Here is a 21,082-nt window from a genome sequence, read left to right on the forward strand (position 1 = left end):
CGGGCCGGGCGGCTCACCTCGATATGCCGCACAGGGCGTGGTCGACGAGGGTGTGCATGGCCCGGAGCTGGCGTACGGCGGTGTCCTGGTCGGCCGGGCGGCTGTGCAGGGAGACGGTGACGGAGCGGCGGCCGTCGGGGGTGGCGGCGGGCTGGACGACGTAGCCGAAGCCGCTGCCGGCGTGGCCCCGGTACGTGCCGCCGCAGGACAGCGGGACGCTGAAGAGGCCGAGGCCGGCGCGGGTGCCCGGGACCTTGTCGGGCGCGTCCGGCACCGCCACGGTACGGAGCATCTCGGTCTGTTCGGCAGGCTCCAGCAGACGTCCGGCGTTCAGAGCGGCGAAGAACGCGTCGACGTCGGCGGCCTTGCTGATCATGGCGCCGTCGGCGCCGGAGTCGAAGGGCAGGTACGGCGCGGTGGTGTCGGCGTACGGCCCGCCCGGCGTGAACTGCTGGTATTCGGTGGCGTGCGGGTGGGGGAAGTACGGGCGGCCCTCGGGCGCGCGGGTGTCCTCCAGGCCGAGCGGCCACAGGATGCGCTCTTCGACCTCCTTCTGCCAGGTGTGGCCGGTGACGGCCCGCACGATCATGCCTGCCAGGACGTAGTTGGTGTTCGAGTAGCCGTGGCGGGTGCCGGGGCGGAACGCGGGGCGGTGCTTCATGGCCAGGGCGACCAGTCGCTCCGGCGGGTGGAAGCGGTCGCGCTCGGCCTCGAACTCGCGGCTGTCGCGCGGGGCCACGTCGGCGGCGTAATCGGGCAGCCCGCTGGTGTGGCCGAGCAGCTGGCGCACAATGACGGCGCGGCCGTCGTTGCCGTTGCCGGTGACCGTGCCCGGCAGCCACCGCTCCACCGTGTCGTCCAGCCGCAGCCGGCCCTCGCCGACGAGCTGGAGGACGACGGTGGCGACGAAGGACTTGGTCGTACTGCCGATACGGAGAAACCCCCCGCGCGGCACGGGCCGGCCGGTCGCGAGGTCGCCGGTGCCGCTGGTGACCATGCGGACGCCGTCCGGGGTGCGCAGGCGTACGGCGACACCGGTGACGCCGGCGTCGCGCAGGGCGTCGGCGTCCCGCTGGAGCCGGTCGGCGCGCGCCTGACCGGCGGCGGTGGCCGGGCCCGGCAGCACGGCGAGCAGCGTGCCGAGGGCGGCCAGTGCGGCGATGCCGGTGCTGCGTGCGCGGCGGAGGTGGCGTCTCATGCGGCGATGGTCGCGTGGTGCGACGGGCTTGGGCCATCCGGCTGGCCCCCGTTCCGGTGGTGGGGTAAACCGCAGTCGGCGGGCGGCACGGGTCGCCGGTACAGGTACGGGTACTGGTACGGGCCGGTACGGCGACAGGGAGGCGCGGCATGGAACGGGTTCTGGTGACCGGGGCCACCGGGTACATCGGCGGGCGGCTGGTGCCGGAGCTGCTGGCCGCGGGGTACGCGGTGCGGTGTCTGGCCCGTACGCCGGGCAAGCTGCGGGACCACCCCTGGGCCGGCCGGGTGGAGACGGTACAGGGCGATGTCACGGACGCCCGGTCGCTCGCCGCGGCGCTGGAGGGGACCGATGTCGCGTACTACCTCGTGCACGCGCTGGGCTCCGGCAAGGATTTCGAGGAGACCGACCGCCGGGCGGCCCGCACCTTCGCCGCGTGCGCGCGTGCGGCGGGCGTACGGCGGATCGTCTACCTGGGCGGCCCGGTGCCGGAGGGCACCGACGAGCGGAAACTGTCGCCGCATCTGCGGTCCCGCAGCGAGGTGGGCCGGATCCTGCTGGAGTCGGGGGTGCCGACCGCGGTGCTGCGGGCCGCGGTGATCATGGGGTCGGGTTCGGCGTCCTTCGAGATGCTGCGGTACCTGACCGAACGGCTGCCGGTCATGGTCACGCCGAGCTGGGTGCGCACCCGCATCCAGCCGATCGCGGTACGGGACGTCCTGCACTACCTGGTGGGCTGCGCCGCGCTGCCGGACGAGGTGAACCGGGGCTTCGACATCGGCGGCCCGGACGTCCTGACGTACCGGCAGATGATGCAGCGCTACGCCCGCGTCGCAGCGCTCCCCCGCCGTCTGATCCTGGCGGTGCCGGTGCTGACGCCGGGCCTGTCCAGCCAGTGGGTGGGGCTGGTGACGCCGGTGCCGGCGGGCATCGCCCGTCCGCTGGCGGAGTCGCTGCGCCACGAGGCCGTCGTCAAGGAGCACGACATCGCGCGGTACGTACCGGACCCGCCGGACGGGCGCACCGGCTTCGACCGGGCGGTGGAGCTGGCGCTGCGGCGCGTACGGGAGGCGCGGGTGGCCACCCGCTGGTCGTCGGCCTCGGTGCCCGGAGCGCCCAGTGATCCGCTGCCGACGGACCCGGACTGGGCGGGCGGCAGCCTCTACACCGACCGCCGGCAGCGTGCGGTGGACGCGCCGCCCGAGGCCCTGTGGGAGGTCATCGAGGGCATCGGCGGCGAGAACGGCTGGTACTCCTTCCCGCTCGCCTGGGCCCTGCGCGGCTGGCTGGACCGGCTGTCGGGCGGCGTCGGGCTGCGCCGGGGACGGCGGGACGCCGAGCGGCTGCGCGCCGGTGATTCGCTGGACTTCTGGCGGGTCGAGGAGATCGAGCGGGGGCGGCTGCTGCGGCTGCGCGCGGAGATGCGGCTGCCGGGGCTCGCCTGGCTGGAGCTGCGGGCCGGGCAGGACGCGGCGGGCCGTACGGTCTACCGGCAGCGGGCGCTGTTCCACCCGCACGGGCTGGCGGGGCACGCGTACTGGTGGAGCGTCGCGCCGTTCCACGCGGTGGTGTTCGGCGGGATGGCGCGCAACATCGCGGCGGCGGCGCGGGAGCGGGGCGGCCGGGCGGCCGCGGCGGGGCGGTGAGGCCGGGCGGCGGCCCTGATCGGCTGCCGTCACCCTGCGTCCACGATCTTCGGTCGTATGAGTGAATACGCGGTCGGCGCTCTCACGGTCGGACGCAGTGGGAGGGCGGTGCGCGGACGGCGGGGAAAAGCTGGAGCCGTCCAGCCATCCCCGGCACTGGAGGCAAACCATGCCCACATCCCGTTCACTCACCGGCCGGAGGCGATCCCGGTCGTTGTACCCCCTGCTGGCCTGCGGTCTCGTCGGCGGGCTCGCCGCCCCGGCGGCCATCGCCGCGAGCCCCGAAACGTCCGGCACGTCCCGCACCGTCGCCGAGCAGCGCCAGCCTGGGCCCAGCGCGCCCGACGGCCAGGTGGGCCTGTGGACGAGCGTCAACCAGAGCCACCCGAACACGCGCTACTGGGCCACGACGGGCAACGTCGCGCGCGTCGGCAAGAGGGCCCTCGCGAACAACCGTGAGCTGAACGGCGTGTGGCGCTCGTTCATCACGATGGGCACCGACAACCTGCGCCACCGCAAGCCGATCCATAGGGCCCGACTCCTCATCCGGAACACCACGTCCCAGTCGTGCGCCCCTTACAACGTCGAGATCTGGGACACCGGCCGGGTCTACCGGAGCACGACGTGGAACACCCAGCCGCGGTGGTACCACTGGCTGGACACGAAGCACCCCCGCTCCGACGGGAACTGCCAGAACCGCCTCCTGTCCTTCGACGTCACGCGGAGCGCCAGAGAGGCCCAGAAGAACAGTTGGCCGAGCATGACCCTGGGGCTGAAGGCGTCGAACACGAACAGTTCGGACGCATACAAGACCTTCGCCCCGTCCACCGCCAGGCTGGTCGTGGACTAGTCGCAGCGCCACCCGGCACGTCCCCCAGCCGCCCCGGTGCCCGCACGGCGCACCGGGGCGGCCGCGCGCTCCGCCCACGCTGATCCGCCGTCAGCGGCTCCCGCCCGTTTTGATACCGGCGCCCGATCATCAATACGATCCGGCGATGATCACAAGAAAACGGCTGGCGGCCGGGGTGTGCGGGCTGCTCGCCACCTTGGCCGTGGGGCTGCTCCCCACCTCCGCCGCGGCGGCCGACGAACCGGACACGAAGAAGCCCTCCCCCAAGGTCGAGCTGGTGCTCGATGTCAGCGGGTCGATGCGGGCCCGCGACATCGACGGGCAGACCCGGATGGCGGCGGCGAAGCAGGCGTTCAACGAGGTGCTGGACGCGGTGCCGGGCGAGGTGCAGCTCGGCATCCGTACCCTCGGCGCGAATTACCCGGGGCCCGACCGGCAGACCGGGTGCAAGGACACCAAGCAGCTCTACCCGGTCGGGCCGCTCGACCGGACCGAGGCGAAGACGGCGGTGGCGACGCTCGCGCCCACCGGCTGGACGCCGATCGGCCCGGCGCTGCTGGGCGCGGCCGACGACCTCAAGGGCGGTGGCGGTGACGCCACCCGCAGGATCGTGCTGATCACGGACGGCGAGGACACCTGCGCTCCGCTCGACCCGTGCGAGGTGGCGCGGGAGATCGCTGCCAAGGGCATCCACCTGACCGTGGACACGCTCGGGCTGCTGCCGGACGCCAAGACCCGCAACCAGCTCAGCTGCATCGCGGAGGCCACCGGCGGCACCTACACCTCCGTACAGCACACCAGCGAACTGCGGGACCGCGTCCACCAGTTGGTGGACCGGGCGGCCGATCCGGTGGTGAACCCGGTGGCGGTCCAGGGCGCCGATCAGTGTGCCAAGGCCCCGGTGCTCAAGCCGGGCCTCTACAGCGACCGTGAGAAGTTCGCCGAGCACCGCTGGTACCGGGTGGACGTGCGGCCCGGCCAGGAGCTGCGGGCGTCCGCGAGCATCGGCGCCGACCGTGCCGTCAACAACGACTACGGCATCCTGCTGCGCGCCTCGACCGTGCACGGCCGGGAGATCGTGCGCGGCTCGGAGGCGGGCGACGGGCGCACCGACGTGATCTCGTCCGGGCTGCGCTATCCGAAGGCGCCGCTGAAGAACGCGGACGGTGCCGCGAAGGACGCGCCGGAGACGGTGTGTCTCCAGCTCAGCAACTCCTTCGCGGCGCCCGCCTCGGTGAAGACCGAGCCGGGCATGCCGGTGGAACTGGCCATCGACGTGGTGGACGGGCCGTCCGACGCCTCGGACGCCGCGTCCTTCGGCCTGGGCCGCGGCTGGTGGTTCCTGGGCGCGCTGGTGCTGGTCGGCCTGGTGGCCGGTCTGCTGTGGGGCTGGCTGTCGCGCTGGCGTGTCGCCGTCTGGAGGACCAACTGATGCGTACGCGTAAGTTCGTGACCGCCGCGCTGCTGGCGGGTGCCGCGCTCCTGGGTGCGGCGGGTACGGCGGCGGCGGACAGTCCGTCGCCGTCGCCGAGCGGCAGCGCCGCGGGGCCGACCGAGGCGGGGACCTCGTTCCGTACCGCCACGGCGGTCCAGCCGGGGCAGCGGGCGACGGCCGGGGCGTCGACCGGCGACTACCTGTACTGGGTGGTGCCGGTGGACACCGGGCAGCGCGCCACGATGAAGGCGAAGGTGACGCTGCCGAAGGCGGCCCGCCACGGCGCCTCGACGTGGCAGCTCGACGTGTACGACGGGCTGCGGCGCCGCCAGGCGTGCACCTACGGCGCGCAGACCAGGGCGGCGGCAGCGGACGCGGCGTCGGTGGAGGTGTCCTGCACGCTGCGTACGGTCCGCTCGTGGGCCGAGCAGTGGTCCAACGATCCGCTGCCGGGCAGCTATTACGTGCGGCTGACGGTCACCGGCCTGCCGCAGGACGACCTGGGCCTGCCGGTGAAGGCCGAGTTCGAGCCCACCGTGGACGAGGCGGGCGGCGCGTACGCGGTGGACGGCAAGCTGTCCAAGCCGCTCGTGCCGGGCGTCGCCACCGCGGCCCCGGAGGACGGGGCGAGCGCGTCGCCGACTCCGGCGGCGGGCAAGCGGTCCGCGGGCGCTCTGGAGCCGGAGGGCGGCTGGTCCTCGGGCCGCTGGTCCGACCGGTGGGTGTGGACGTCGGTGGGCGCGGTGCTGGCGGCGCTCGCCGGGATCTTCGGGTATGCGGTGACGCGGGGCTCCGGCCGTCCGTCGCGGGTGCCGCCGGGCGTCTGAGGCGCTGCGGGAAAGCGGAGCGGGGCGGTGCGCGGAAAGGGTCCGCGCACCGCCCCGCTGCCGTACGGTTATGGCTGACCGGTCCTCAGCCCGTGGCGCCCAGCAGCACCGCCCACTTCTCCAGGGCGGGTTCCTCCGACAGGTCGGTGACGGCGACCTCGATGCCGTGGTCGCGGTTCCAGCGGCCCACCAGGGCCATCAGGCGTACCGAGTCGAGGCCGTAGTCGACCAGGTTCTCGTCGGCGGGGATGTCGGCGGGGTCCTCGCCGAGGATGTCGGCGACATCGTTGCGCAGCTGTTCCAGGGTCAGGGCCATGGGGTCAGTTCCCTTCGAAGACGGTGGCGGTGGTGGTGACCACGGCGCACTTGCCGGCCGCCCAGCGCAGCGCCATCGCGTGGTCGTCCGCGGAGAAGTCGGCCACCGCGTCGGCCACCAGGAACGCCTGGAGGTCGCGCATCCAGGCGTCGCAGGCGGTCATCAGGACGCCGATGTGGGCGTAGACGCCGGTGATGACGAGCTGGTCGCGGCCGAGTCCGCGCAGCCGCTCTTCGAGGTCGGTGCGGACGAAGCCGCTGTACTTCCACTTGGTCAGCACGGTGTCGTCCGGGCCGGGGGCGACCGCGTCGGCGATGGCCGCGGCGTGCTCGTCGGCGGGCAGGCCCGGGCCCCAGAAGTCCTGCTGGAGGCCGCGTTCGGCGGGGGTCTGGCCGCCGGGCTGCGCGGTGTACAGGACGGGGATGCCGAGCCGGGCGGCCTGTTCCTTGAGGTCCGCGACGTTGCGCAGCAGGTCGGTGACGGGGGACGCCCCGGTCCGGTAGGCCGACAGGAAGTAGTTCTGCAGGTCGTGGACGAGCAGGACGGCGCGCGACGGATCGGCCTTCCAGTCCACGCGGTTCGCGGGCAGGTCGCCGGCGGACGGCATGGGGTAGGGGGCGATGGCGGGCAGGGCCATGGTGCGGTGCGGTCCCTTCAGGACGGGGCGGGGTGGGGCGTGGGCGGGGTGGGGTGTGGTCAGGACGCTTCGGTGCCGCCGGTGGCGGCGGACCTGAGGTCCTTCTTGGATATCTTGCCGACGCCGGTCTGCGGGAAGGCGTCCACGAACACGACGCGGTCGGGCACCTTGTAGGCGGCGAGGCCGCGGGTGCGGACGAACTTCTTGATCTCGACCGGCTTCACCGGTGCGGCGCCGTCCCGCAGGATCACGTACGCGCAGGTGCGTTCGCCCAGGTACGGGTCGGGTTCGGCGACCACGTTGGCGTCGTGCACGGCGGGGTGGGCGAGCAGGTGGTTCTCGACCTCCTCGGCGGCGATCTTCTCGCCGCCGCGGTTGATCTGGTCCTTGGCGCGGCCCTCGACGACCAGGTGTCCGGTGGGGGTGAGCCGGACGACGTCGCCGGTGCGGTAGAAGCCGTCCGCGGTGAAGGAGCGGGCGTTGTGCTCGGGCGCCTTCCAGTAGCCGCGGATGGTGTACGGGCCGCGGGTGAGCAGGTGGCCGGTCGCGCCCGCGGGCAGGTCGTTGTCCTCGTCGTCCACGACGCGGATCTCGTCGTCCGGGGAGATGGGGCGGCCCTGGGTGGTGACGATGGTTTCCTCGGGGTCGTCCAGCCGGGTGTAGTTCACCAGGCCCTCGGCCATGCCGAAGACCTGCTGGAGGGTGCAGCCGAGGGCGGGCCGTACCCGCCGGGCGGCCTCCTCGCTGAACTTGGCGCCGCCCACCAGCAGGACGTCGAGACTGCTCAGGTCGTACGGCGTGCCGGGCGCGGCCTCCGTCCAGACCAGGGCCAGCGGCGGGACGAGGCCGGTGAGGGTGACGCGTTCGCGTTCGATGAGCGGGAATGCCACGTCGGGGGTGGGCTGCGGGGCCAGCACGACGCGGGCGCCCGCGTACAGGGCGCCGAGGGTGCCGGGCGAGGACAGCGGGAAGTTGTGGGCGGCGGGCAGCGCGCACAGGTAGACGCTGTTCTCGTCGACGCCGCACAGGTCGTTGGAGCCCCACAGCGAGTAGATGTAGTCGTCGTGGGTGCGCGGGATCAGCTTGGGGACGCCGGTGCTGCCGCCGGAGAGCTGGAGGAAGGCCAGGTCGTGCGGGGCCGGTTCGTCCCAGGCCGGGCCGTCGGCGGGCGGGTCGGCCGGTACGTCGGCGAGGGCTTCGAAGGGGCCCGCGTCGCCGCCGGTGACGAAGACGTGCCGCAGGTCCGGCACGTCGGCCCGGACGGCGGCGGCCAGCTCGCGGTAGTCGTAGCCGCCGTGTTCGGCGGCGATGACGTAGGCGGCGGCGCCGGTGAAGTCGCAGAAGTAGCGGATCTCGGTCTCGCGGTGGGCGGGCAGCGCGAAGACCGGCAGGGCGCCGAGGCGGAAGAGGGCGAAGACGACCTCGAAGAACTCGGCGACGTTGGGGAGCTGGACGACGACCCGGTCGCCGCGCCCGATGCCGCGGGTGTGGAGTCCGGCGGCCAGCCGGGTGGCGCGGCGGTCGAGTTCGCCGTACGTCCAGCGGCGGCCCTCGCCGGCCGGGTCGACGACGGCGACGCGGTCCGGGTGGGCGGCGGCCCGTTCGCGCAGCATTCCGGAGAAGGTCTCGCCGCGCCACCAGCCCGCGGCGCGGTAGCGCTCGGCGAAGTCCTCGGGCCAGGTGGGGGCGTGCGAACGGGCGTAGGCGTACTGATCGGTCACAGCTCGGCTCCGACGGCGCTGAGGAAGGTACGGAACTTGGCGCCGGTCTCGGCGGTCTCGGCGGCCGGCTCGGACGCGGCGACGACGCCCGCGCCCGCGTACAGGCGCAGGGAGCGCTCCTCGGCCTCGGCGCAGCGGATGGTCACCACCCACTCGCCGTCGCCGGCCGCGTCGCCCCAGCCGACCATGCCGGTGAAGAACCCGCGGTCGAACGGTTCGGTGTCGGTGATCACCTGGCGGGCGGTGTCGGTGGGGGTGCCGCAGACCGCGGGGGTGGGGTGCAGGGCGCAGGCCAGTTCCAGCGCGGAGGTGTCCGGGGCGGCGAGGGTGCCGGTGACGGTGGTGGACAGGTGCCACATGGTGGCGGTGCGCAGCAGGGTGGGCCGGGCGGGGACGGTCAGGTCGGCGCAGTACGGGGCGAGGGCGCGGTGCACGGCGTCCACGACGACGGCGTGTTCGTGCAGGTCCTTGGCGGATTCCAGGAGCGCGGCGGCGCGGCGCACGTCCTCGGCCAGGTCGTCGCTGCGCGGGGTGGAGCCGGCCAGGGGGTTGGCGACGACGCGGTCGCCGCGGCGCGAGACCAGCAGTTCGGGGCTGGCGCCGAGGAGGGTGCGGCCGGGTGCGGTGGGCAGCGCGAAGGTGTAGCCGGAGGGGTCGCGGCGGGCCAGGCGCTGGAGCATCGCGGGGATGTCGAGCGGGTCGGGGGTGGTCAGTTCGAGGGTGCGGGCCAGCACGACCTTGCTGAACTCGCCGCGCCACATGCGTTCCACCGCGGCGGCCACGCCGGCGCCGTACACCTCGGGCTCCGGTACGGGTCTGATGTCCCACCGGGCCGCGGCGGGCGGGTCGGCGGGCAGCGCGATCAGCGGGTCGGCGGTGAGCGGCGGCGCGGTCAGCGCGCTGTCGGGGACGGCGAGCGCCGCGGGCGCGGTCTGGTCGAAGGGCACCGCGCCGACGACGAGCGGCGCGCCGTGGCCGGCGGTCCGTGCGGCGTCGAGGGTGGCGGCGACCCGCTGGGGCAGGGGGCGTTCGTCGTGCGGGACCTCGCTGTGGGTGCCCTGCGCGAGGATGGTGCGCGTGGGCGTGCCGAGGAAGCGGGCGCCGGGGGTGTAAGCGTCCAGGAGCGCGGTCGCGGCTCCGACGGCCGGGTGGGCCGGCTCGGCGAGGGGGACGTGCGTGGCGACTTCGGGTGCCGTCGGCACGGGAGCTCCAATTCTCGGAAGGTCGCGGGGATTTCCGGGGGTGACTGGTACGGGTGGTGTCGCGGAGGGTGTGCGGTGCGCGGGTGGTGTGCCGTCCCCGGCGAGCGGTGGGGTGCCGGGGCGCGGCGCGCGGGTCACCTGAGGGTGGCACCGCCGTCGACGTACAGCTCCTGCATGGTGATGTGCCGGGCGCGGTCGGAGGCGAGGAAGACGACCGCGTCCGCGATGTCGGACGGGTCGGCGATCCGGCCGAGCGGGATGCCGGTGCGGTACGTCTGCGGGTCCCCGGCGATCACGCGGCGGGGCGCGTCGTCGTCGGTCCACAGCGCGCGTTGCATGGCGGTGTCGGTGGAGCCGGGCGCGACGATGTTGCAGCGCACGCCGCTGCGGGCGAGTTCGAGGCCCAGGCATTTGGTGTACATGGCCGCGGCGGCCTTGGAGGCGGCATAGGCGGCCATTCCGGTACGGGGGACGCCGGCCGCGTTGGAGCCGACGGTCACGATGCTTCCGGAGCCTCGCTTGACCATGTACGGGGCGACGGCGGAGGCCGTGTGGAAGACGCCGGTGGTGTTCACGGCGAAGGTGTCGGCCCAGTCGGCTTCCGGCAGTTCGGCGGCGGGGCCGGGGCGCAGGATGCCGGCCACGTTCACCAGGACGGCGATCGGGCCCAGTTCGCGTTCGACGCGCTGGACGGTGGCCTCGACCGCGGCGCGGTCGGTGACGTCCATGGCCTCGGCGGTGACGGATCCCGCGGTGCCGCTCCCGTGCGGCGGGTCCGCGGGTGCGGTGCGGTCGGTGGCCACGACGTGGGCGCCGTGCCGCGCCAGCGCCGCGGCGACCGCGGCACCGATGCCCTGCCCGGCGCCGGTCACCAGCGCGATGCGCCCGGTGAACTCGGCGCGGCCGTCCGGTATGTGCTCAGGCATGAGCAACCTCCCCTTTTGTTAGGCAAGCCTAACCTAATATAGGACAGGTGCCCAGCCACGCCACCATTCCGCCCGCACGCTGGAGAAACGGTTAGGCTAGCCTCACCTTATGCAAAAGCAGCGCACGGGTATAGCGGCCCCGCCTTCCGAACACCACGCCGGGGGCGGCGCGTTGCCGGCGGCGGTGGCGCAAAAGGGCACCCCCGTACCCGCGGATGACCCGGACTTTGCCCACGCGGTACCCACGGCCGCCCCCACGGGGCACCGCGAGGGCACCGCGCGCCGGACCGTGGCGCTCGCCGTGGCGGGCTTCGCCGCCGCCGTCCTCGCGCTGGCCGCCGTGTCCCTGTGCGTCGGTGCCGGGGAGGTCGGCGCGAGCGGCGTACTGGACTACCTGCTCGACCGCGGCGGCGCGCGCAGCGACCCGCGGCTGGCCCTGGTCGTCGGCGACCTGCGGCTGCCCCGTACGCTCACCGCGCTGCTCGTCGGCGGCGCGCTCGGCGTCGCGGGCTGCCTCCTCCAGGCCGTCACCCGCAATCCGCTCGCCGAGACCGGCCTGCTCGGCGTCAACGCCGGGGCCTCGCTCGGCGTCGTCGCGGGCATCGCGCTGCTGGGCCTGGACAGCGGCTACGCCTACCTCGTCTGCGCCTTCGCCGGCGCGGTGGTCGCCAGCGGCCTGGTGCTGCTCATCGCGGGCCGCCGGGGCGGCGGCTCGCCGATGCGGCTGGTGCTGGCCGGGTCCGCGCTGGGCGCCACCTTCGGCGGGCTGACCAGCGTGATCGTGGTCAACTCGGCGGAGACCTACGACCGGTTCCGGTTCTGGGTGCTCGGGTCGCTGGCGGGTGTCGAGGGCTTCGGCGAACTCGGCAGGCTGGCGCCCGTGCTGGCCGCCGGATTCGTGGTGGCGCTGCTGGTCGCCCGGCCGCTGTCGGCCCTCGCGCTCGGCGACGACCTGGCCCGCAGCCTGGGCCACCGGCCGCCGGTCATCCGTACCGTCGTCGCCGTCGGCGTGACCCTGCTGACCGCGGCGGCGGTGGCGCTGGCCGGGCCGATCTCCTTCCTCGGGCTGCTCGCGGGCTTCCTGGCGCGGGCGGTCGCCGGGACCCGGCTCGCGGCCCGGCTGCTGCTGGCCGGGCTGATCGGCGCCGCCGTCCTCGTCCTCGCGGACGTGGTGGCCCGGGTGGTCTCCCGCCCGTTCGAGGCGCCCGTCTCCGTGATCGTGGCACTGATCGGCGCGCCCGTCCTCATCGGCATCGTCCGCTCGCGGCAGCTCGCCGCGATGGGCATGACCGAACCCGCCGCCGAGGAGCGCGCGTCCGGCAAGGCGCAGCGCGGGCCCCTGCACGCGCTGCGGCAGCGCCTCCCCCACCGCGCGCCGAAGCCCGACCGGACGCGCCCCGCCGACACGTTCGTGCTGCGCCGCGGCCCGCTCTCCTTCCTCGTCGCCCGGCGCGCCACGCTCGCGTCACTCCTGCTGGCGGCCGTGCTCTTGGTGGCGGTGGTGCTGTCCGCGTACGCCGGGCAGAGCGAGATGGGCGTGAGCCGCACCTTCCAGGCGATCTTCGGGCAGGGCGACCGGTTCGACGTGCTGCTGGTGCAGAAGTTCCGGCTGGGCCGCATCGTGGCCGGGCTGGCCGCGGGCGCCGCGCTGGGCCTGGCCGGCTGTCTGACCCAGACGCTGGCCCGCAACCGTCTCGCCACCCCCGAACTGCTCGGCGTCAACGACGGTGCCACCGCCGCCGTCCTGCTGTCCGTCACGCTCAGCGCGACCGGCACCTTCGGCGCCTGGTGGGCGGGTCCGCTGGGCGCGCTGGCCGCGGCGGTCGTGGTCACCCTCGTCTCCGGCGGCCTCGGGCAGCGCGGCTACCGCGTCCTGGTGGTCGGCCTGGCGATGTCCGCGCTGGCCTCCGCCGCCACGCAGGTCGTACTGTCCCGCCGCTCGCTGAACTCGGCGAGCTCGCTGTACGTGTGGACCTCGGGCAGCCTCAACGGGCGCAGCTACGCCGTCGCCGTGCCCGTCCTGATCGGTCTGGCCGTCCTGGTGCCGCTGAGCCTCGCGGTCGCCCGCCACCTGGGTGTGCTGCGCTTCGACGACGCCACGGCCTCGTCCCTGGGCGCCGCCCCGGCCCGTACCCGCGCAGTGTGCCTGCTGCTGGCGGTGGCCCTGGCGGGCCTGGCGGTCGGCATCTGCGGGCCGGTCGGTTTCGTGGCGCTGGCCTCGCCGGTCATCGCGTCGCGGCTGGCGGGACCGCTGCGGGTGCCGCTGGTCGGCACGATGCTGACGGGCGCGGTGCTGGTGGTGGCGGCCGACACGGTCGGGCGGATCGCGTTCGCCGGTACGGAGGTGCCGGTGGGCGTAGTGACGACGGTGCTCGGCGGGCCTTTCCTGCTGTGGGTGCTGCTGGGGCGCTCGGCGGCGACGCGTGTCTGACGAGTTGTCTTCTCCTGACGTTCCCGACGAGAGGGGTACGGAAGTGACCGCTGTCCGAAGTCCGCTGGTGCGCAGCCTCGCCGAGGACGTGCGGGCCGGGCGGCCCGGCGCCGAGGAGGAGTTCTGGCGCCGCGCCGAGGCGGCCGGGACGCCGCTGGTGGAGCCGGACCCGGACGGCGAGCCGGGCCACGTCCTGGCCACGTTCGTGTGGCGGGACGATCCGGCCCGCCCGGCCACCGACGTACTGGCGCTGCTGCACACCGTCACCGACCGCGACCGGCACGCAGGCGACCTGACGCCCCACTTGATGACCCGGATCGAGGGCACCTCGGTATGGGCCATCAGCCACCGGCTGCGGTCCGACCACCGCGCCTCGTACCAGTTCCACCCCGGCACCGGCCCGCGCGAGGACATCCTGCGCACGGACCGGCAGGCGTGGCTGAAGGTGCTGGACAGCGCCGTACCCGACCCGCTGAACACCTCGCCCGTCCTGCCGTCGCGGGACGGCCGCAACCCCGCCTCGGTCGTGGAGCTGCCGGGCGCGCCCGCGCAGCCGTGCACCGGGCGCAGGCCCGGCGCGGCGCGCGGTACGTCCGTACGCACCGAGGTGGACGGCCGTCACGTCACCGTCCACCTGCCGCCCGGCCACCGCGCCGACGGCGGCCCGTACGCGGTCGCGGTGCTGCTGGACGGCGAGATGTGGGGCCCCGTCCTCGGCGCCGCCGACCTCCTCGACAACCTGCACGCCGACGCCGACGTGCCGCCGACCGTCGCGCTGCTCGTGGACACGATGGGGCGGCGGATGGAGGACCTCAGCTGTAACGGCGCGTTCGTCGACTGGCTGGCGGACACACTGCTGCCGTGGGCGGCCGACACGTACGGGGCGGGGCTGCGCCCGGAACGCACCGTCGTCGCGGGCCAGAGCGCGGGCGGCCTGACCGCGGCGTACGCGGCCTTCCGCCGCCCGGACCGGTTCGGGCTGGCACTCTCGCAGTCCGGCTCCTTCTGGTGGCCGGACGACGCGGAACGCGGCGCCGAGTGGCTGACCCGCCAGTACGCCACGGCCGAACGCCGCCCGGTCCGCCTGCGCCTGGAGGTCGGCCTCCAGGAGTGGATGCTCCTCGCGGAGAACCGCAGGCTGCGCAACGTGCTGCGGGCGCGTGGTTACGACGTGGCGTATGAGGAGTTCAACGGCGGTCATGATTACGCGTGCTGGCGTGGGGGGTTGGCTTCGGGGCTGGGGGCGCTGCTGTCCGGGGGCTGAGCCGCGGGGAAGCGGTGCGGTGCCGGTCTTCTCCTAGGACCAGTCCACGGTTCCGGACTGGGTGATCCGGCCGAGGAAGTCGGCGTCGGCGATGTCGGTGCCGCCGCACTGGTTGACCGAGCCGCCGAAGGGGAACGCGGTCAGGCTTCCGTCGCCGGTCCCCGTGCCGTGCGTGATGGCGCCCTCGGCGTGGGGCGCGTGCTGGAGGGCGCAGCTGTTGCCGAACGCCGGAGCGAGGAAGGCGCCGATGCCTCCGGCGGAAGCGGGTGCGGCGGCGGCGAGAACCGCTGCGCATGCGACGGCAGCGAGGCCCAGGACGGTGCCGGCTCGAAGCATGGTCATGGTCGACGAACGACTGCCTCCGGGGTCGGTCACCGCTGACTCCGCCAGTCGGTGAGCGCCCGGAAAGGGGCGGGCGGTTCCCACGAGCCGCTCCGCCCGTGGGGACCGCCCGCTCCCTCAGCCCTTCACCGGGGCTTCGCAGGCCCCTCCCCCGCTCCCCCGGCTTTCCCCGTCGTTCCCGTCCTCGTCCTCGTCCTCGAACGGCGGCGGCTGCGGCGGGTCCTTCGGCAGCCGCAGGGCGGCCAGTGCGCCGACGGCGACCAGTGCGGCCGTCACCCACACCGCGGCCCGGTACGGGCCTGGGCCGGTGGCGTCCGTGCCGTGGCCGCCGATCACCCCGGCGCAGACGGCGATGCCCAGCGCGCCGCCGAGGGTGCGCAGGATCTGGAAGAGGCCCATCGCCCGGCCCATGTCGGGCGGGGCGATGTCCTCGAACCCGGCGAGCTGGACGGTGAGGACCGCCGTGCCGAGCACCAGGCCGATGGCGAACATCAGGCCCCGTACGAGCCAGGCGTTGCCCGCCGCGCCCGGTACGGCGAGGGCCGCGAAGACCACGGCGGCGAGCAGCAGGGCGGGCACCGCGAGCCGCCGCGGTCCGATGCGCGGCAGCAGCCGGTCGACGGCCTGGGAGGCGAGCATCAGGCCGACTGCCTCCGGGAAGACGCTCAGTCCCGCGTCGAGGGCCGAGGCGCCCAGCGCTGCCTGGTAGAGCAGCGGGAAGACGAACAGGACGCCCATCAGGCCGGCGGCGGTGAGCACGGCGAGCGTGGAGGCCGTACCGTACGCCCGTCCGGCCAGCAGCCGCAGCTTCAGCAGGGGCTCGGGCGTGCGGAGCTGGTGGACGACGGCGGCAGCGAGGAGCAGTACGCCGAGTACGGCGCTGACCGCGACGGCGGGCCGCGTCCAGCCCTGTGAGGGGCCGAACCCGAGAGCGTATGTGAGCAGTCCGAGCCCGGGGGTGGCGAGCCAGAACCCGGCCCGGTCGAACGGCCCGGGCACGCCTTCGACGTGCTCGCGCAGTCCGATGACGCCCAGCAGGACGGCGGCGGCGCCGATCGGCACGTTCACGAAGAACAGCCAGTGCCAGGACAGGTGCTGGGTCAGGAAGCCGCCCAGCGGCGGGCCGAGGGCCGGCATCAGGGCGGTGGGCACGATCAGGACCTTCGACAGCTTCGCCCGTTCGTGCGGCGGGAACGCGCGGAACAGCAGGGTCATGCCGACCGGGGTGAGCAGCCCGCCCGCCAGGCCCTGCACCGCCCGCGCCACCACGAGCGCGGGCAGGCCGTGTGCCAGGCCGCAGGCGGCCGAGGCGGTGGTGAAGACGGCGAGCGCGCCGAGGAAGACGCGCTTGGTGCCGAAGCGGTCGCCGAGCCAGCCGGCGACCGGCAGGGCCAGCGCGAGGGCGACGAGGAAGGCGGTCTCGACGGTGTTGGCCGCGGAGACCGGGCGGCCGAAGTCGCCCGCGATGGTGAACAGGGCGGGGTTGACGATGGTCGAGTCGAGGCCGTTCATGCACATGGCGGCCGTGTAGACGAGGATGACGGCGGTCTTCGGGGACAGCCGGGACGGTCGGGACGGCCGGGACTGCCGGGTCCGGGTCGGTGCGGTGGTCACCGGGTCATCCCTCCAGCTCGGTGAGGCGGTCGGCGACCACTCGCGCGATGTGCGCGATCGGTTCGGGCAGGGTCATGTCCTTGTGCGAGCAGGCGATGTTCGTGTTGTCGATGCGGCCGGTGACGTACGGGGTCCAGGTCTCGGGGGTGAGGGTGTCGTCGATGGTGTCGACGGTGGCCCGGAAGAAGAGAACGTCGCCGCGGAAGACGCGGTGGTCGTAGGCCCGTACGAGGTGGTTGGTGTTGAGGTAGATGTCCCCGAGCGCCTTGATCGTGTCCGTGGGCAGCGCGGACAGCGGGCTGCCCTCGCGTTGCAGGACCTCAACTACGTTGGCGGTGGTCAGCGGCTTGCCGTCCAGGCTGTCGGGCCCGTAACCGCCCATGGTGAGGAGGGATTCGAGTGCTTCGGCCTCGTCCGGTACGGGCAGGTCGCGGAAGCCCTCGGCCGGATAGGCGTCGAGGATGGCGAGGAGTTCGACCTCGTGGCCCTCGTCCTGGAGGTGGGTGGCCATGGCGTGCGCGATGATGCCGCCGGTGGACCAGCCGAGCAGCCGGTACGGGCCTTCGGGCTGCACCTCGCGGACGCGTGTGGCGTAGTGGGCGGCCAGTTCCTCCAGGGTGGCGGGCAGCGGTTCGTCGGCGGTGGCGGCGCCGACGCCCTGGGCCTGGAGGCCGTAGATCGGCACGTCGGCCGGCAGGTTGCGGATGAGCCCGGCGTAGCACCAGCTCAGGCCACCGGCCGGGTGGACGCAGTGGACGGGGGCCCGGCCGCCTCCGGCGCTTCCGGCGGACTGGCGCAGCGGCAGCAGCACGTCGAGCGGGTCGTCGTGGCGGACGGCGTCCAGCGCGGCGTCGAGGGCGGCGACGGTCGGTGACTGGAAGACCGTGCCGATGGAGACCTCGGTGCCGAGCACGGCCTTGACGCGGTCGGCGAGGCGCACCGCGAGCAGGGAGTGTCCGCCGAGGTCGAAGAAGTTGTCCTCGACGCCGACCCGGTCCAGGCCCAGCACCTCGGCGAAGACCGAGCAGAGCTGCTCCTCGCGGGGGGTGCGGGGCGGGCGCCCGGTGGCGGCCGGGCGGTCCGGGGCGGGCAGCGCCTTGCGGTCGAGCTTGCCGTTGTTGGTCAGCGGCAGCCGGTCGAGGAGCACGACGGCGGACGGGACCATGTGGGCGGGGAGTTCGGCGGCGGCGTGGTCGCGCAGCGCGGCGGGGTCGGGGGCCTGTCCGGCGGCGGGTACGGCGTAGCCGACGAGCCGCTTGTCGCCGGGGGTGTCCTCCCGTACGACGACGGCCGTGTCCGCGACGGCGGGGTGCGCGGCGAGCACCGCCTCGATCTCGCCCGGCTCGATGCGGAAGCCGCGGAGTTTGACCTGCTGGTCGGCGCGGCCGAAGTACTCCAGGGCGCCGTCGGTACGGCGCCGCGCGAGGTCGCCGGAGCGGTACATGCGGCTGCCGCGCTCGCCGAAGAGGTGGGCGTACGGGTCGGCGACGAAGCGGGTGGCGGTCAGCTCCTCGCGGCCCAGGTAGCCGCGGGCCAGGCCCTCGCCCGCGACGTACATCTCGCCGGTGACGCCCGGCGGTACGGGCTGGAGCCGGTCGTCCAGGACGTAGACGCGCAGGTCGGGGATGTTGACGCCGATGGTGCTGGAGGTGGCGCCCGCGGCGGTGGCGCGGTCGAGCGGGAAGTAGGTGACGTGCACGGTGGTCTCGGTGATGCCGTACATGTTCACCAGGACCGGCGCGTCGTCGGCGTGCCGCGCGTACCAGTCGTCCAGCCGCCCCAGCTCCAGTGCCTCGCCGCCGAACACGACGTACCGCAGCGCCAGTCCCGGACCGTCGCTCTCCCGGTCGGCGGCGGCGAGCTGGTAGAAGGCGGACGGGGTCTGGTTGAGGACGGTGACCTGTTCGGTGGCCAGCAGCTGCCGGAAGGCGTGCGGGTCGCGGCTGGTCAGGTGGGGTACGACGACGATTTTGCCGCCGTACAGGAGCGCGCCCCACAGTTCCCAGACGGAGAAGTCGAAGGCGTAGGAGTGGAAGAGCGTCCAGACGTCGCCGGGGCCGAAGCCGAACCAGGGGTCGGTGGCGGTGAACAGCCGGGTGACGTTGTGGTGGGTGACGACGACGCCCTTGGGGCGGCCGGTGGAGCCGGAGGTGTAGATGACGTACGCGGCGTCGTCGGGGCGCAGCGGCCGGGTGCGGTCGGCGTCGGTGAGCGGCCCCGCGGCGTACCCGACCGCCGCGTCGCCGTCCACGGTGATCAGCGGCAGGGTGTGGCCGGGCAGCCGGGGCGCGGTCGCGGCGTCGGTGATCAGGGCGGCCGGGCGGGCGTCGTCCAGCATGTAGGCGAGGCGGTCGGCCGGGTAGTCCGGGTCGAGCGGCAGGTAGGCGGCTCCGGCGAGGGAGACCGCGAGCAGGCCGGTGACCAGGTCGGCGGAGCGCGGCAGCGCGAGCGCGACGATCGAGCCGGGGCCGATGCCGCGGGCGGCGAGCAGCCGGGCCAGGCGCTGGGCGCGGGCGGAGAGTTCGGCGTAGGTGAGGGACTGTCCGGCGCAGCTGACAGCGGTGCGGGCGGGGTGGCTGCGGGCGGCGGCCTCGTAGACGTCGGGGAGGGTGGTAACAGGGCGTACGGGCAGCGGTTCGGCCGGGGTGTTCCACTCGACCAGGGTGCGGTGGGCCTCCTCGTCGCCGAGCAGCGGCAGCAGTCCGAGCGGCGTGTCCGGAGTGTCCGCGGCGGCGGTGAGCAGCCGGGTCAGCCGGTCGGCGAGGGCTTGCACGGTGGCGCGGTCGAAGAGGTCGGTACGGAACTCGAAGAAGCCGCCGATGCCGCCGCCGGGCTGTTCGCCCGCGTTGAGGGTGAGGTCGAACTTGGCCGTGCCGGAGGGCACCGCGGTCATCCGGGCGGTGGCCCGCGGGCCGAGCGCGAAGGCGGCGTCCGGCACGGACTGCCAGGCGAGCATCACCTGGAACAGGGGGTGCCGGGCGAGTGAGCGCCGGGGGTTCAGCTCCTCGACGAGGTGGTCGAAGGGCAGCGCGTCGTGCTCGTACGCGGCGAGGGTGGCGGACCGTACCCGCTCCAGGAGCGTGCGGAAGGCGGGGTCGCCGGAGGTGTCGGTGCGCAGCACGACCGTGTTGGTGAAGAAGCCGACGAGGGCGGCGGTGGTGTCCTCGGCGCGGCCGGCGACGGGGGTGCCGAGGGGGATGTCGGTGCCGCAGCCGTGCCGGGTGAGGAGGGCGGCGAGGCCGGCCTGCACGGTCATGAAGACGCTGGTGCCGGTGGACCGGGCGAGACGCTGGAGGGCGGTGTGGGCCGTCGCGTCGAGGGTGAAGGGGACGGTGTCGCCGACGTGCGAGGCGACCGCGGGGCGCGGCCGGTCGGTGGGCAGGTCGAGCTGGTCGGGCAGCCCGGCGAGGGCCTGCTTCCAGTGCGCGAGCTGGGTGGCGGCGAGCGGGGTGGGATCGGCGGGGGTGCCGAGGAGCTGCTGCTGGTGGGCCGCGTGGTCGGCGTACTGGAAGGGCAGCGGCGCGAATTCCGGTGCCCGGCCCGCGTGCCGGGCGCTGTAGGCGGTGGCGAGGTCGCGGGCGAGGGGCGTGGTGGAGGCGCCGTCACCGGCTATGTGGTGCAGGAGGAGGAGCAGGGTGTGGCGGTCCTGGCCGTCGCTGAACAGGGTGGCGCGCAGCGGGGGTTCGGTGGCCAGGTCGAAGCAGTGGCGTACGGCGCGGGCGAGGCCGTGACCGGGCTCGTCGCCGGGACCGGCACCGGGGTCGTCACCGGGCTCGTCACCGGGTCCGGCGAGGTGCACGTCCGGCTGGGCCAGCGGGTGGTCCGCGGGGAGAATCCGCTGGTAGGGGCGCTCCTCACCGCCGTTGTCAGTGGTCGGATATACCGTTCTCAGTGTCTCGTGGCGAGCCGTCAGGTCGCCCAGGGCGAGCCGCAGCGCGCCGCGGTCGACGGGTCCGTCGATGCGCAGCACGAGCGGGATGTTGTAGGTGGGGCTGGGGCCTTCGAGCCGGTGGAGGAACCAGAGCCGCTGCTGAGCGGGCGAGAGGGGGAGGTGTCCGGTGCGGGGTACGGCAGTCGTGGGCAGGGCCGCGGGAAGGGTCGCGGGCAGGGGCGTGGACGGCACGCCGTCGCCGCTCGCCGGAGCAGCGGAGTGGACGAGCGCGGCGAGCGCCGCGGCAGTGGGGTTGCGGAAGACGTCCGCGGTGCTCAGCGGCACCTGGAAGACCTCCCGAATACGCGCGGCCAGCCGGGCGGCCAGCAGCGAGTGACCGCCCAGGTCGAAGAAACCGGCGTCCGCCGGGGGGCTGGTGTCGAGCGAGAGGAGGTCGGCCAGGAGACCGCGGATGATGTCGGTGTGGGGGTCGGCGGGGGCGTGGGCGTCCGTACCGGTGGAGCTGGTGCCGGTGCCGGAACCGCTCCCGGTGCCGGAACCGTTGCCGATGCCCGTGCTGCCGATGCCCGTGCTGTCGGTTCCGTGATCGCCGGTGCCCGGGGCGCCGGTGCCGGGGACGCCCGGCGTGGGGTCCGGCAGGGCGCGGTGGTCCAGCTTGTCGTTGGCGGTGCGCGGCAGTTCGGCGAGCAGCGTCACCGTGGCCGGCACCATGTGCGCGGGCAGCGCCGCGGCCAGGTGCGCGCGCAGAGCGGCGGGGGTGGGGAGCCAGTGCAGGGCGCGG

Annotated in this window: 15 protein-coding genes; 6 read left to right on the forward strand and 9 right to left on the reverse strand. The window is 74.3% G+C overall.

Annotated elements, in window-relative coordinates; translation table 11 throughout:
- Positions 1–13 precede the first annotated feature (13 nt).
- Positions 14–1,198, reverse strand: a complete 1,185-nt coding sequence (locus tag IH45_RS0129935; protein WP_078897841.1) for a serine hydrolase domain-containing protein — start codon at positions 1,196–1,198, stop codon at positions 14–16.
- Positions 1,199–1,347: 149 nt separating this feature from the next.
- Between IH45_RS0129935 and IH45_RS0129940 the strand changes: the two genes are divergently transcribed.
- From IH45_RS0129940 to IH45_RS0129955, 4 genes are all read left to right on the forward strand, one after another.
- On the forward strand, positions 1,348–2,844 hold the full coding sequence (locus tag IH45_RS0129940) for an SDR family oxidoreductase (protein ID WP_030675418.1): 1,497 nt from the start codon (positions 1,348–1,350) through the stop codon (positions 2,842–2,844).
- Positions 2,845–3,013: 169 nt separating this feature from the next.
- On the forward strand, positions 3,014–3,694 hold the full coding sequence (locus tag IH45_RS0129945; protein ID WP_158813312.1) for a hypothetical protein: 681 nt from the start codon (positions 3,014–3,016) through the stop codon (positions 3,692–3,694).
- 145 nt (positions 3,695–3,839) lie between these two features.
- Positions 3,840–5,126: a VWA domain-containing protein gene (locus IH45_RS0129950; RefSeq protein ID WP_030675422.1), complete on the forward strand. Its 1,287-nt coding sequence runs from the start codon at positions 3,840–3,842 to the stop codon at positions 5,124–5,126.
- Positions 5,126–5,956: a hypothetical protein gene (locus IH45_RS0129955; protein ID WP_030675425.1), complete on the forward strand. Its 831-nt coding sequence runs from the start codon at positions 5,126–5,128 to the stop codon at positions 5,954–5,956. The genes IH45_RS0129950 and IH45_RS0129955 overlap by 1 nt, the downstream gene beginning before the upstream one ends.
- Before the next feature lie 85 nt (positions 5,957–6,041).
- Here IH45_RS0129955 and IH45_RS0129960 read toward each other — a convergent pair whose 3' ends face one another.
- The 5 genes from IH45_RS0129960 to IH45_RS0129980 form a co-directional block, all read right to left on the reverse strand.
- The gene (locus IH45_RS0129960; protein ID WP_030675439.1) at positions 6,042–6,272 is read right to left on the reverse strand and encodes a phosphopantetheine-binding protein; all 231 of its coding nucleotides are present in this window, start codon (positions 6,270–6,272) and stop codon (positions 6,042–6,044) included.
- A 4-nt stretch (positions 6,273–6,276) separates the two neighbouring features.
- Positions 6,277–6,909: an isochorismatase family protein gene (locus tag IH45_RS0129965; RefSeq protein ID WP_030675443.1), complete on the reverse strand. Its 633-nt coding sequence runs from the start codon at positions 6,907–6,909 to the stop codon at positions 6,277–6,279.
- A gap of 59 nt (positions 6,910–6,968) precedes the next feature.
- Positions 6,969–8,630, reverse strand: a complete 1,662-nt coding sequence (locus IH45_RS0129970) for a (2,3-dihydroxybenzoyl)adenylate synthase (protein WP_030675445.1) — start codon at positions 8,628–8,630, stop codon at positions 6,969–6,971.
- Positions 8,627–9,832 carry an isochorismate synthase DhbC gene (dhbC, locus tag IH45_RS0129975; protein WP_030675448.1) on the reverse strand — a complete coding sequence of 402 codons (1,206 nt, stop codon included), beginning with the start codon at positions 9,830–9,832 and terminating at the stop codon, positions 8,627–8,629. The genes IH45_RS0129970 and dhbC overlap by 4 nt, the downstream gene beginning before the upstream one ends.
- A gap of 134 nt (positions 9,833–9,966) precedes the next feature.
- Positions 9,967–10,758 carry a 2,3-dihydro-2,3-dihydroxybenzoate dehydrogenase gene (locus IH45_RS0129980; RefSeq protein WP_030675451.1) on the reverse strand — a complete coding sequence of 264 codons (792 nt, stop codon included), beginning with the start codon at positions 10,756–10,758 and terminating at the stop codon, positions 9,967–9,969.
- Positions 10,759–10,867: 109 nt separating this feature from the next.
- Between IH45_RS0129980 and fhuB the strand changes: the two genes are divergently transcribed.
- Positions 10,868–13,189: a Fe(3+)-hydroxamate ABC transporter permease FhuB gene (gene fhuB / locus IH45_RS0129985; protein WP_234440728.1), complete on the forward strand. Its 2,322-nt coding sequence runs from the start codon at positions 10,868–10,870 to the stop codon at positions 13,187–13,189.
- A gap of 43 nt (positions 13,190–13,232) precedes the next feature.
- Entirely contained in the window at positions 13,233–14,453 is a 1,221-nt protein-coding gene (gene fes / locus IH45_RS0129990) for an enterochelin esterase (RefSeq protein ID WP_030675456.1), read from the forward strand.
- 33 nt (positions 14,454–14,486) lie between these two features.
- Here the strand turns inward: fes and IH45_RS0129995 are convergent, their stop codons facing one another.
- The 3 genes from IH45_RS0129995 to IH45_RS0130005 form a co-directional block, all read right to left on the reverse strand.
- Positions 14,487–14,795, reverse strand: a complete 309-nt coding sequence (locus IH45_RS0129995; protein ID WP_030675459.1) for a hypothetical protein — start codon at positions 14,793–14,795, stop codon at positions 14,487–14,489.
- 117 nt (positions 14,796–14,912) lie between these two features.
- A complete protein-coding gene (locus IH45_RS0130000) occupies positions 14,913–16,409 on the reverse strand; it encodes a DHA2 family efflux MFS transporter permease subunit (RefSeq protein WP_050515287.1) in 1,497 nt (498 codons plus the stop codon).
- Between the two features lie 4 nt (positions 16,410–16,413).
- The coding region (locus IH45_RS0130005; RefSeq protein ID WP_030675466.1) for a non-ribosomal peptide synthetase at positions 16,414–21,082 on the reverse strand (4,669 nt) is incomplete at its 5' end.

The organism is Streptomyces rimosus subsp. rimosus (genome assembly GCF_000720725.1).
GTDB classification, from domain to species: domain Bacteria; phylum Actinomycetota; class Actinomycetes; order Streptomycetales; family Streptomycetaceae; genus Streptomyces; species Streptomyces rimosus_A.